Genomic DNA, 11,988 nt, shown 5'->3' on the forward strand with positions numbered 1-11,988 from the left:
CATCGGCCGGGCACCGGCGTTCCCGAACCGGCCCCCGCCGTACGGCGGTTCACCCCACGCACCCGGCGAAACGAGAGACCGCATGACAGACGTGACCATGGGCCGCAGACGCCTGCTGAAGATGTTCGGCCTGAGCGCCACCGCGACCACGGCCGCCGTACTCCAGGCGGACCCGGTGCTGGCGGCGACCCTGGGATACGACGAGCGGACCGGGGTCTCTCCCGCCGACTACCGGGCACCCACGGGCCTGGCCGAGGACACCGAGGCGAAGCGGACGGCGCTCGGCTGGATCGGCACCCACGAGGGCGCGATAACGCGGCTGAGCGACGAGGTGTGGGAGCACGCCGAGCTGTCCCTGCGGGAGTGGAACTCCTCCCTCGCCACCGCCCGCCTGCTGAAGGCCAACGGGTTCGACATCACCTGGGGCGCCGGCGGCTTCCCGACCGCCTTCGTCGCGACCTGCGGCAACGGCGGCCCGGGCGGCCCGGTCCTGGGCTTCAACGCCGAGTACGACGCCCTGCCGGGCCTGTCCCAGAAGAAGGGCGCGGGCAGCCACGACCCGCTGGCGTACAACTACGACGCCTACGGCCCCTCGTACGGCGCCGGGCACGGCGACGCCCACAACGCCCTCGGCGCGGGCGGCACCGCGGCCGCGATCGCGACGGCGCACGCGATCCGCGCGCACGGCCTGAAGGCCACCGTGAAGCTGTTCGGCAGCGCCGGGGAGGAACAGCTCGTCGGCAAGGCGTACGCCGTCAAGGCCGGTGTCTACGACGGCCTCGACGCCTTCCTGGACTGGCACCCCTTCAACGTCACGATGCCGTTCTGGAACACCACCAGCGCCCTGGTCTCGGCCACCTTCACGTTCCTCGGCGCCTCCGGGCACGGCGGCTCGCCCCTCGGCAACAAGAGCGGCCTGGACGGCGCCCTGCTGATGGCGACGATGTCGGAGTACCTGCGGGAGAAGAACGTCGCCGCCTCCGGCCGCTTCCACTACGCGGTCATCAACGGCGGCGGCGCCCCGAACGTGACCCCGGACATGTGCTCCATCTGGTTCTTCGTCCGCGAGGGCAGCCCGGAGCGGGCCCGCGTGCTCTACGACAAGATCGTGGCGTGCGCGCAGGCCGCCGCCCAGGCCAGCCAGACCCGGCTGGTGCACAAGTTCCACTCCGCGACCTGGAACCTGCTCGCGAACAAGGCCGGCGCGGAACTGCTCAACGACAACATGGCGCGGATCGGGGCGCCGGCCTTCACCGACGCCGACCACGCGCTGGCGAAGGCCGTGCAGAAGTCGCTGGGCAAGCCGGAGACGGGCATGCCGACGGAACTGACCCCGCTGACGCCGCCGGCCGCGTCGTACACGGGCGGGCTGTCCACCGACACGGCGGACATCAGCTGGCAGGCACCCACCGCCGTCCTGCTGTCCGCGGCCTACCCGACCGGGATCCCCAACCACAACTGGGGCGTCACCGCGACCGCGGCCACCAACATCGGCCACCAGGCGCTGCTGTCCGCGGCCCGCTATCTGGCGGCCGCCGCCGTGGACCTGATCGAGCAGCCCGACCAACTGGCGGCGATGAAGCAGGAGTTCGAGGACCGCACGGCGGGCGTGGCCTGGGCGTCGATGATTCCCGACGGCACCCAGCCGCCGCTCTACCAGCCGCCGGCCGCCTTCCTCCGGGAGACCGGGCAGAGCTGGCCGCCGCCCGGGGTGACCTGGCCGGTGCCGCAGGTGGTCGCCACGGAGCAGCTCGGCACCACCGGTCCCGCGCTGGCGCCGGTGACCTGAGGGGTACGACGGCGCCGTCCCGTTCCTAGCCGGGGTCCGGTGCGTCCGGCAGGCCGGGCGGTGCGGTGAGGCACTCCTCGCGGAGCCGCTCGGCAGCCCAGCGGGCCCACTCCTGATCCAGGGCGCGCTGGCGGACGCCGTACTCCAGGACGAGCCGGCCGCACTCGGCCAGCGCGTCGCGTTCCCAGGCGTCGGAATCCCGCAGTGCCACGAGGGCGTCGTGCTCCTCGGCCGCCGTGTCCGCGTACCGCAGCAGCCGCTGCGCCGCCTCTTCCCGGGGCAGGAGGCCCAGGAAGAACGTCTGCAGGAGCATCGGGTTGCGCTGCGGCTGGGGCTCCTCGGTCTCGGCCAGCCAGCGGCGCGCCTCCGCGTGCCCCGCGGGGGTCAGCGCGTACTGCTTGCGGCCCCGTGGGCCCTCGTCGGTCACCGTGATCAGGCCGCCCGCGTCCAGCTTGGTCAGCTCGCCGTAGACCTGGCTCTGCCTGGCCGGCCAGACGTGGCCGAGCGAGGTGTCGAACATCTTCAGCAGGTCGTAGCCGCTGCCGGGGCGGAAGACGAGCAGACCCAGGAGGGCGTGACGAAGGCTCATGCCGACCACTCTAGCTCTCTTATTCCAACATTGACAGGTCGTGGCTCACATTCCACTCTTGACATGTTGTTCCAAGAGCTTCTACGTTCCACCTGTCAGAGTTGGAATGTCGAGGCGGCCACGTCAACCGCCCCTCCGGAAGGAGCAGTTCCCATGAACACCAGCAAGACCCCGCCACTGCGCACCGACGGCCTCCCACCGGCGCCGGCCGGGACCACCGGCGGCCGACTGCCCGCAGGCTTCCCCGGCAGTCGGCTGCCGGATGCCGTCTGACCCGTCTTGGCCTGCCGTTCGGGGCGTTCGCGCGGGGCGCTGCCGTGCCCGGCGGAGCGGCGCCGGACAGGAGGGGAAACTTATGGTTCGGGAAGTCGCGGAGGACGCCGTGCTGACGCGGGCGGCCCAGTCGGGTGAGGTCGCCGCCCTGGGGGTGCTGCTGGAGCGGCACCGGGCGGGCATGCGGGCGGTCGCGCTGAGCGTGCTGGGGCGGGCGGCGGATGTGGACGACGTGCTGCAGGACGCGGCGCTGACGGCGCTGCTGCGGATCGGAGACGTCCGCGACCCGGCGGCGGTGGGCGCCTGGCTGCGCATGATCGTGCGCAACGGAAGCCGGTCCGTGCTGCGGTACTCCGCCCTGGTGCTGCCGATGGAGGAGCTGGCCGCGCCGTCCCAGGACGCCGGCCCGGAACAGTGGCTGGAGCGCAACGCCGTACGGGACTGGCTCTGGGAGGCACTGGAGGAACTCTCCCCGGTGCTGCGCATGCCGCTGGTGCTGCGCTACTTCACCGCGGAGGGCGCCTCGTACGAGCTGATCGCCCTCGCCTGCGGGATCCCGCTCGGCACCGTCCGCAGCCGCCTCAGCCAGGGGCGGGCCAAACTCGCCGTCGCGCTCGCCGCCACCGCGGACGCCCCGCACGGCGACGCCGAGCAACGGGCCCGGGCCGGCCGGGCCGAGGCACGCCGGATGCTCGACGCGGCGCGGGCGGAGCGGGCCCGCACCACGCTGGCCTCCTGACGGTTCACCAGGTCCCGTCCGGAGGCAGGCCGGTGAGCGCGTCGCGCAGGCCCGCACGGGAGGTGACGTTCAGCTTCGGGAAGGCGTTGCTCAGGTGCCCCGCCACCGTGCGGGGCGACAGGAAGAGCTGGGCGGCGATCTGTTTGTTGGTCAGTCCGGTGGCGGCCAGCTGCGCCACCTGGAGCTCCTGCGGAGTCAGCAGCGCGGGCCGCCCGGCACCGGAGGCCGCGGTGCCGACGGGAATGCCGCTCGCCCGCAGCTCGTTGGCGGCCCGCGCGCTCCACGGCTCGGCCCCCAGCCGCCGGAAGGTGCCGAGCGCGGCGTCCAGATGGCCCCGCGCCTCGGTGGCTGCCTTCGCCCGGCGCAGCCGTTCGCCGTAGGACAGGCGGATCCGCGCCCACTCGAACGGCCAGCGTTCCGCGTCGGGGGTGCCGACGGCCCGCTGGAACAGCTCGTGGTCGATGACGTCCGGGGTGGCGATGGCCTGGGCCGCGTCGGTCATCATGGCCAGCCGCGGCGAGACGCCGGGGATGCCGGTCGCGCGCACCGCCGCCACGTGCGCGGCCGCCTCGGCGTGCCGCCCGGTACGGGCCGCGGCCTCGGCGAAGTCCAGGAACAGCCACAGGGCGTGCGGCTGGTGCGCCGGTATCTCACCGGGGGTGATCACCGACCGCAGATGGCTGTAGGCGCCCTCGAAGTCGGCGGCGCCGAGCGCGGACAGCGCCCGGATGTGCGCGGCGTACACCCGCAGCAGACCCAGTCCCCGCGGATTCCCCCAGGCCACCAGACGGTCGGCGGTCTTTCGGACGGTCTCGGTGTCGCCCTGGGCGGCCGCCAGCAGCCCCCGCAGGAACCGGCCAGGCTCCGCCGTCAGACGGTAGTTGTACATCGCGCACCAGCGCAGGCCCTCCTCGGTGAGCTTGGGCAGCTCACCCCACTGGCCGCTGAAGTAGGCGTCGTTGGCCAGCAGGAAGAACGCCTCGATGGCCATCGTGATGGCGCCGCCGTCCCGGCCGTCGTCGACGACCCGCCGCAGGGCGCTGCGGCAGCCGGGCAGCCGGTCGACATAGGCGGCGGCGACCGCCGTACGGACGATGCGCCGGGGGTCGGTCTCCCGGTGCAGGTCCGCGACCATGCCGTCGAGGAGGTCCAGGACGGACGGCGCCACGTGCGCGGGATCGCCGAAGGTGCCGCGCAGCACGCACAGCAGATGGTCGGGGGAGCGCTGCTGGGCCTCGGCCACCTCGGCGTCGAAGAGCTGCCACAGCTCCGGCCGGCCGCTGTGGAAGCACACCATGAGCAGGGTGAGCAGCGCTTCGTTGAGGATGTCGTCGTCGGCACCGCTCGGCCCGGCGTGGTTGCGGATCGCGCCCATGAGCAGCCGGTGGGCGGTGTCCACGTCGCCCTCGCCGTTGATGAGCCGGCTGGCGGCCGCGGTCGCGGCGGCCAGCGAACCGCTGCCCACCGGGTCCGCGAGCAGGGCGTTGTCCAGCAGGGCGTGCACGTTGCGCAGGTCGCCGGTGATGTTGGCGCCCAGGCAGGCCGCCTCGGCCAGCAGCCGCCCCCGGGCCGCGCCGGTGCTGCTCAGGTCGGAGGCGCGCAGCAGGGTGGTGATGGCACCGACGGCGTCCCCGCGGCGCAGCGTGCTGTAGGCCACCTCGTGCAGCAGGGCGGCCACCTCGTCGTCCGGGCCGACCGCGGCGTTGGCCAGATGCCGGGCCCGGTGCTCGGAGCCCGCCGGGAACTCCCGGGCCAGCGCCAGATGCCCGCGCCGCCGCTCCGCGCCCGTCGACAGGTCCATCACCGCGGACCGGGTCAGCGGGTGCCGGAAGACCAGCCGGCCGGTGGCGGAGTCGACCCGCACCAGGTCCGCCTGCTCGGCCGGGGCCAGCTCGGCCAGCACATCGCCGCCGCCCAGGGCCCGTTCCAGGATGTGCAGCCCGCCCGAGCCGTCGAGCACGGCGAGCAGCAGCAGCTCCCGGGTCCGCTCCGGCAGCGCGCCGACCCGCACCGCGAAGACCTTCTTCAGGCGCTCGGGCAACGGCAGTACGGCCGGCAGCGGGCCGCGCTCCTGCCGCTGCGCCTCGTTGAGGGAGGCCGGCAGCTCCAGCAGGGCCAGCGGATTGCCGGCCGCCTCCGCGACCAGCCGCTGCCGCACCCGGGATGCCATCGCCGGGAACCGCTGCGCCACCAGTTCGTGCGCGGCCGCCTCGTCCAGCGGCCTGACCTCGTGCGCCGGGATCCCGGTGCTGCTCAGAAAGGACTCGTCACCGGTCCGGGACGCCGCCAGCAGCGCCACCGGCGCGCTCTGCGTGTAGCGGGCCACGGTGCCCAGCACGATGGCGCTGGGCCGGTCGAGCCACGCCACGTCGTCGATCACGATCGTCACCGGCCCGCTGCGCGCGGCCTTCCGGGACAGCAGGACCTGCACCGCGCCCGCGACGGCGAGGAGTTCGGTCGGCTGTTCGTCCGACATCCCGCGCACCGCCCGCAGCGTCTCCGCCTGCCACGGGGGCAGCTCGGAGATCTCCGCCGTCAGCGACTGGAGGACCTGGTTCAGCGCGGCGAAGCTGACACTCACCTCGAACTGCGACCCCACCACCCGCAGCACCTGGAAGCCCGCCTCCCGGGCCCGCCGTGCCGCCGCGTCCAGCAGGGCGGTCTTGCCCACCCCCGCCTCGCCGGTCAGCATCAGCGCCCGGCCCCGCGCGGCGGCGGAACCGAAGAACCCGTCGAGGAGCGCCAGTTCCGCCGAACGCCCGACGAGCCGGCCGGCGCCGGGCAGGCCGGGACCGTCGGCGGGGTGTTCGCCGTCTTCCGCGGCCGGGGGTGTGGGGGGCGACATGATGAAGAAGCTTCCCATCGTGGTCGGATCGCATCGGATCGGGTCTGGTCTGGTCACGTCTGGTCTGGTCACGTCTGGTCAGGTCGGGCTCTGCGACTGGATGGTGAACCGGTGCCGAAAGTTCGGAGGTGCCCCAGTGGCGTGCGTCACAGAGACGGACGGGCAGGCTTGGTGTGTCCGTGCGGGCGATCAGGTCATCTTGTCGGTACAGCGCATGTCACGGCCTCGTACAGTGAGCACGGCGAAGCGCCCCGGACCCGGTGCGGAGCCGGACGGCCCGTCACGACAGGGGGAATTTCTGTGCGGAACGTGATTCTCGTCCACGGCGGATTCGTGGACGGATCCGGCTGGGCGGGGGTGCACGAGCGCCTCGTCGACGCGGGCTACCGGGTCACCGTCGCGCAGAACGCCACCCGCTCCCTGGCCGAGGACGTCGCGGCCGTGCGGCGGCTCATCGCCCTTCAGGACGGGCCGGTGACCCTGGTGGGGCACTCCTACGGGGGTGTCGTCATCACCGAGGCCGGCGCCGACCCCAAGGTGTCCGCACTGGTCTACGTCGCCGCGTTCGCGCCGGACCGGGGCGAGTCCGTCGACTCCCTGATCGCCGACCCGCCGCCGGGCGCGTCGGTGCCGCCGCTGCTGCCGATGCGGGACGGCTACGTGCTGCTCGACCGCGACCGGTTCCACGCCGCGTTCGCCGGTGACCTGCCCGAGGCACGGGCGCGGTTCATGGCCGACTCGCAGGTCCCGTGGGGATCCGAGGCGCTGGCCGGGACCGTCGGTGAACCCGCGTGGCGGACCAGGCCCAGCTGGTACCTGGTCGCGGCCGACGACCGGATGATCCCGCCGCTGGCCCAGCGGTCGATGGCCGAGCGGGCGGGCGCCACGGTCGTCGAGGCGCCCGGCAGCCATGCCATCTATGTGTCGCGGCCCGAACTGGTCGTCGATGTCATCGAGCGGGCCGCCGCGACCGGTTGAGACACCCGTCGGCCCGAGTCATGTCCGTGGGACTCCTCGTGTGCGTAGGCTGTAGCACCACGCGGAACGCATCGGCTTCCCCGCGTGCAGCACATCGACGAGAGGCCCGACCGCATGTCCGAGTCACCCGGGACCGAGCTGGCGTCCGAGTACAGCGCGCGGATCGCGCAGGACCTCGAACTGAACGCGGCGCAACAGGACCGCCTCGCCACCGAGATCGCCGCCCTGGAAGAGCAGTTGCGCGCGGTACGGGACGACAGGGTGGTGCTGGAGCGGTTGCAGCAGGCGCTCACCCCGCAGGCCACCGCGTCCGCCCCGGCCTCCGTCTCCGCACCCGGGACCGCCGACTCCGATGCCGTCGAGGCCGCCGTGCCGCACCAGCGGACCGAGCCCGCGCAGAGGCGCCGTGACTCCGCGAAGCCGGCCCCCGCGGAGCCCCGGCCGAGCCTTGTCGAGGCCGTCCACGACTACCTCGCCCGGCAGTCGGAGCCGCGGTCCGCGACCGAGGTCGCCGAGGCGATCAGGGCCGGTCAGCCCGGCCGCACCATCAAGACGACGGTGATCCGTACGACGCTGGAGAACCTGGTCGCCAGGAACCGGGCCCAGCGCACCAGGCAGGGCCGGGCGGTCTTCTACACGGCGACGCCGGCGGCCCCGGACGCCGAGGCCGAAGCCTAGGCCCCGGCCTGGGCATCCGCACCCGGAGCCGGTACGGCGGCGGGCCAGTGCACGGCGGTGACCGCGGTCGCCGAGGCCACAGCCGCCAGCCGCCGGTAGTCGAGCGTGTCCGCCACATCGGTCGGCCGGTGGTAGTGCGGATTCCGGAAGTTCGCCGTGTCCGTCACCATGAGGGCGGGAACCCGGCGGTTCCAGAAGGGCGCGTGATCGCTGCGCCCCAGATGCCCGGCAGGCGGCAGCGCCAGTCCGGCGAGCAGTCCGACGACCCCGTCCGGCCTGGGGTCGCGCAGCAACAGACTCGGCAGACCTGCCGACGACGCCGCGGCCGCCCGCTGCCAGACCCCGGCGGCGGCAGCGGAGGACTTCCGGTGCACGACGAGGGCGAAGTCCCCGCGGAAACCGGCGGCTTCGGTGGCCGCGGCCGCCTTGGGGAAGGCGGTCGAGAAGCCCGCCGGAAGCCGCTGCGAGCCCGGCTCGTCCACGAAGTACCCCACCGATTCGAGACACATCATGCCCGAGACATGCTGCCGTTCGGTGAGTTCCCGGGCGGCATGACGCGCCCCGATCAGCCCGAGCTCCTCCATGTCGAACAGCGCGAGAGTGACCGGGGGCGGGGCGGGCAGCCGGGCCAGCAGCCGCGCGATCTCCAGTACGGCCGCCACTCCCGACGCGTTGTCGTCGGCGCCGGGACTGCCCTCGACGCTGTCGAGGTGCGCTCCGACCAGCAGGGTCTTGCCGTCGTCGGCGCCGGGCAAAGTCGCGAGGAGGTTGGCTCCCCGGAGCCGCCGGTGCAGCCGGGGCTTCAGGGCGAGCGCCCGGTGACCGTGCCGGTCGGTCGAGCCGATCCGCCACCGCAGATCGAACGGCTGCCGACGCACCCGCCAGCCGGCGGCGGCCAGTTCCTCCGAGACATATGTCTCGGCCCGAAGCATGGCGTCGGGCGCCCGCCGTCGGCTCCGCGGCCCCGCGCTCAGGAACTCGACGTCGCGGCGCAGCCGGGCCCCGTCCGCGAACGGCTCGAAGCCGGAACCGCCAGGTACGCCGTGTGTCACTGCTGCTCCGGGGCAGGAGGTATGTTCCCCACCAGTGTCCGTCGCGGGCCCGGGAAATCCCAGCCCCTGCGTACCTTCGGCCGCGGAGAGTGAACGTTCGGGCAGAACCGGCACGACCTTGCGCGTCTCCACACGGCGGGCAACCACAGCTCATCTAGGCTGAACTCGTCGGCCACACCACCTGAACACCGAACCGGTGTGTGCCGCGGACGCGGACATGTGTTCCGGCATGTCCTCGTTCCCCTCGGCGGACCCGGCCTCGGAGGCTCCCGTGCCGAAACTCGATGTCAACGGTGCCACCCTGGTCTACGACGACGAGGGCCCCCGCGACGGCGCGGGCGTACCGCTGGTGTTCGTCCACGGCTGGACGGCGAACCGCCACCGCTGGGACCACCCGTTCAGGTACTTCGCCGACCGACGCCGGGTGGTCCGCCTTGACCTGCGCGGTCACGGCGACAGCACCGGCACCGGCGTGCGGGACCTCGGCGTCCTGGCCGACGACGTCCGCGCGCTCCTCGACCATCTGCGCATCGAACGGTGCGTGCTGGTCGGCCACTCCATGGGCGGCATGATCGCCCAGCTTGTCACCCTCGACCGGCCCGCCCGCGTCGAGCGACTGGTGCTGGTGGACTCGATCAGCCGCATGACCTACAGCTTCGCCCGCGGCGTGCTGCTGACGGCCTCGAAGCTGCTGCCCTTCAAGCTGTTCGTCGCCGTCAACATCCGGCGCGCCTTCGGCCCCGGCTTCCCGCGCGAGGAAGCCGACAAGTACGTCAGGGCGGCCCAGTCCCTACCCGAGGACCTGGTCATGCCGCTCTTCGACGCCATGCGGGCCTTCGACGTCCTCGACCGCCTCGGCGAGATCAAGGCACCCACCCTCCTGGTCCACGGCTATCACGACGTCCAGCTCCCGCTGTCGCAGATGCTGCGCATGGCCGACGGCATCCCGGACGCCGTCGCCCGCATCGTCGACGCGGGCCACGAGGTTCCGCTGGAGAAACCGGCCGAACTGACCGCCGCACTGGACGCGTTCGTCAACGGCCGGTCCTGACCCGGACCGTCAGCCCAGAAGACCGGCCTCCGCCCCCTGCTCCTCGATGCGCGGGCCGGGGTTCCGGCCGCGGCGCCCCCGACTGCCCTGCCCCCAAAGGGACTAGAGGGTGGCAAATCTGCACAGAGGGGCGTAAGTCTCATGGGGTCATTTGACGTAAGCCGGTGACTCACCGGAGCCATATGGTGCAGATGCGCCTCGCCGGCCCGCCGGCTGCCGGCGGTGCGCATCGAGTTCCACGAGCCGGCTCTGTCTGGGGACTTCCGAACGTGCCTGAGAACCAAGCGGATGCAATGTATGACGCCCTGAGCGTTCCGGTCTCCGTCGTCCTGAGGGCGAGCGACGCGATCCTGGAACACGCCACCGGCGCCTACCTGCGATCGAGCGCACGCGTGAGACTCCTGGCCGCGCAGGGGCTGCCCGACGCGGACGTGTCCGTCCTCCTGCTGAGCTCCGTGGACGACCACTGGATCAGGGTGCTGCGGCAGGACGCCGCCCGCGCGCCCGGCACCCCCGTCCCGGTCGTGATGATCGCCGACCACATCACCGAGCGACAGCTGTCGCTGGCCGTCGAGTACGGACTGACCAGCTTCCTGTACCGGGCCGACCTCGACCTCGACCGGCTGGTCGACGCCGTCGTCGAGGCCGGCTCCGGACGCTGCCGGATGCCCGACGACCTGCTGGCCCACCTGATCGCCGAACTGGGCAACCAGCAGCGGCAGCAGACACTCACCGACCTGTCCCGCAGGGACGGCCTACTGGTCCGGGAGATCGAGGTGCTCCGCATGCTCTCCGAGGGCATGAACACGGTTGAGATCGCCGACAAGATGAGCTACTCGGAACGCACCATCAAGGGCATCATCCACGAGGCCGTGAAGAGACTGAGGGTCAGGAACAGAACCCAGGCCGTGGCGTACGCGATCCGGACCGGCATCTTCTGACGGGCGGGCAGCCGTTCCGGAAGGGCACACGACGACGCCCGGCCCACCCCCGGGCCGGGCGTCGCTCGCTCCCGACTACCGGTCGAGCGTGCGCTCGACCGCCGCGGCGATGGCCTGGTGGCCCGCCGCGTTCGGGTGGATCGGGGCCCCGGGATGCAGGGGCAGCAGGTCCTCGATCCAGCGTTCGTCGGCGGGCGCGCACAGGTCGTGCCCGATGGTCGGCGTGTACGTGTCCACGTACTGTGCCCCCGCACGCCGGGCCTGCCTGGCCAGCATCGCGTTGAGCGCGAGTTCGCCGTCCCGCATCCAGCTGAAGTCACCGGCCGCGAACGGCGCCGTGGGGCTCGTGCAGGCGCCGCCGTCGGCGGGGAAGAGGTCCGGGTAGCCGACGACCAGCACCCGGGCGTGCGGGGCCCGCTTCCTGATGCCCCGCAGCACCTTGGCGACCTTCGGCGCCGTCTGCGCGATCGCCTCCTGGACGCCGTCGGTACCGTCGGCGTCGTAGGAGGCCTTGCAGGGGGCACCGGCCGGATCCGTGGCGCCCAGCACGGCGCAGTTCGTGATGATCGAGGTGAAGCCGATGTCGTTGCCCCCGATGCTGAGGGTGACCAGCTTCGTCGACCGCCGGAGCGCGGAGAACTGGGCCGGGGCGGTGCCCTGAGCCGTCGTCATCTGCGCGGTCGTCGCGCCCGAGCAGCTCACGTCGGTCAGCTCGGCGTCGCGCGCGGCGGCGACGAGCGAGGGGTAATTCCGGTTGGACCGGGCACAGTTGAGGTCCACCTGATCCGGGATCCCCGGCCCGGAGGCCGTCGAGTCCCCGAGCGCCACGTAGGGCGTGTCCGGTGTCCGGGTGTGCAGCGGGGAGGCACTTCCGGCCGGGGCCGTCGCAACCACACTGGCCAGGGCCAGGAAACCGCCGGCGACGGCGAGCCGACCTGCGCCGCCCGTCCGCCGCGTGCGTCGTGTCTTCACGTGTTCATCCTTCGAGGGGCCGCTGTGTCACCCTCAAGACGGCGAAGAACGCGCAAAGTTCGAGGCCCGGCCTGTGGTGGT

10 protein-coding genes are annotated in these 11,988 nt (G+C 72.8%); 6 read left to right on the forward strand and 4 right to left on the reverse strand.

What is annotated here, in order from left to right; genetic code table 11:
- Window positions 1-82 precede the first annotated feature (82 nt).
- Window positions 83-1,789 carry an amidohydrolase gene (locus tag ACWGKQ_RS08455; RefSeq protein WP_453291104.1) on the forward strand — a complete coding sequence of 569 codons (1,707 nt, stop codon included), beginning with the start codon at window positions 83-85 and terminating at the stop codon, window positions 1,787-1,789.
- 25 nt (window positions 1,790-1,814) lie between these two features.
- On the opposite strand, the gene ACWGKQ_RS08460 is transcribed toward ACWGKQ_RS08455, so the two are convergent.
- Complete coding sequence (locus ACWGKQ_RS08460) at window positions 1,815-2,378, reverse strand: PadR family transcriptional regulator (protein WP_453291105.1); 564 nt, start codon at window positions 2,376-2,378, stop codon at window positions 1,815-1,817.
- 355 nt (window positions 2,379-2,733) lie between these two features.
- Between ACWGKQ_RS08460 and ACWGKQ_RS08465 the strand changes: the two genes are divergently transcribed.
- Window positions 2,734-3,390, forward strand: coding sequence for an RNA polymerase sigma factor (locus ACWGKQ_RS08465; protein ID WP_453291106.1), 657 nt, complete (start codon window positions 2,734-2,736; stop codon window positions 3,388-3,390).
- A 4-nt stretch (window positions 3,391-3,394) separates the two neighbouring features.
- Here the strand turns inward: ACWGKQ_RS08465 and ACWGKQ_RS08470 are convergent, their stop codons facing one another.
- Entirely contained in the window at window positions 3,395-6,235 is a 2,841-nt protein-coding gene (locus ACWGKQ_RS08470) for an ATP-binding protein (RefSeq protein WP_453291107.1), read from the reverse strand.
- A gap of 300 nt (window positions 6,236-6,535) precedes the next feature.
- Here ACWGKQ_RS08470 and ACWGKQ_RS08475 point away from each other — a divergent pair, with 300 nt between their 5' ends.
- Both ACWGKQ_RS08475 and ACWGKQ_RS08480 read left to right on the forward strand, forming a co-directional pair.
- Window positions 6,536-7,213, forward strand: coding sequence for an alpha/beta fold hydrolase (locus ACWGKQ_RS08475; protein WP_453291108.1), 678 nt, complete (start codon window positions 6,536-6,538; stop codon window positions 7,211-7,213).
- An 84-nt stretch (window positions 7,214-7,297) separates the two neighbouring features.
- Window positions 7,298-7,891, forward strand: a complete 594-nt coding sequence (locus tag ACWGKQ_RS08480) for a hypothetical protein (RefSeq protein ID WP_453291109.1) — start codon at window positions 7,298-7,300, stop codon at window positions 7,889-7,891.
- Here the strand turns inward: ACWGKQ_RS08480 and ACWGKQ_RS08485 are convergent.
- On the reverse strand, window positions 7,888-8,943 hold the full coding sequence (locus tag ACWGKQ_RS08485; protein WP_453291110.1) for a M28 family peptidase: 1,056 nt from the start codon (window positions 8,941-8,943) through the stop codon (window positions 7,888-7,890). The two genes, ACWGKQ_RS08480 and ACWGKQ_RS08485, sit on opposite strands and share 4 nt — an antisense overlap.
- A gap of 271 nt (window positions 8,944-9,214) precedes the next feature.
- On the opposite strand from ACWGKQ_RS08485, the gene ACWGKQ_RS08490 reads away from it, so the two are divergent.
- Both ACWGKQ_RS08490 and ACWGKQ_RS08495 read left to right on the forward strand, forming a co-directional pair.
- On the forward strand, window positions 9,215-9,994 hold the full coding sequence (locus ACWGKQ_RS08490; RefSeq protein WP_453291111.1) for an alpha/beta fold hydrolase: 780 nt from the start codon (window positions 9,215-9,217) through the stop codon (window positions 9,992-9,994).
- 293 nt (window positions 9,995-10,287) lie between these two features.
- Window positions 10,288-10,935: a helix-turn-helix transcriptional regulator gene (locus tag ACWGKQ_RS08495; protein ID WP_453291112.1), complete on the forward strand. Its 648-nt coding sequence runs from the start codon at window positions 10,288-10,290 to the stop codon at window positions 10,933-10,935.
- A gap of 75 nt (window positions 10,936-11,010) precedes the next feature.
- On the opposite strand, the gene ACWGKQ_RS08500 is transcribed toward ACWGKQ_RS08495, so the two are convergent.
- Entirely contained in the window at window positions 11,011-11,907 is an 897-nt protein-coding gene (locus ACWGKQ_RS08500; RefSeq protein ID WP_453291113.1) for an SGNH/GDSL hydrolase family protein, read from the reverse strand.
- Between the last annotated feature and the right edge of the window lie 81 nt (window positions 11,908-11,988).

It is taken from the genome of Streptomyces sp. NPDC054770, from assembly GCF_053611985.1.

Excerpts from the sequence above, each read along its gene's own strand:
- ACWGKQ_RS08455 (WP_453291104.1), top strand. The coding sequence starts at position 83 with ATGACAGACGTGACCATGGGCCGCAGACGCCTGCTGAAGATGTTCGGC.
- ACWGKQ_RS08460 (WP_453291105.1), bottom strand. The coding sequence starts at position 2,378 with ATGAGCCTTCGTCACGCCCTCCTGGGTCTGCTCGTCTTCCGCCCCGGC.
- ACWGKQ_RS08465 (WP_453291106.1), top strand. The coding sequence starts at position 2,734 with ATGGTTCGGGAAGTCGCGGAGGACGCCGTGCTGACGCGGGCGGCCCAG.
- ACWGKQ_RS08470 (WP_453291107.1), bottom strand. The coding sequence starts at position 6,235 with ATGTCGCCCCCCACACCCCCGGCCGCGGAAGACGGCGAACACCCCGCC.
- ACWGKQ_RS08495 (WP_453291112.1), top strand. The coding sequence starts at position 10,288 with ATGTATGACGCCCTGAGCGTTCCGGTCTCCGTCGTCCTGAGGGCGAGC.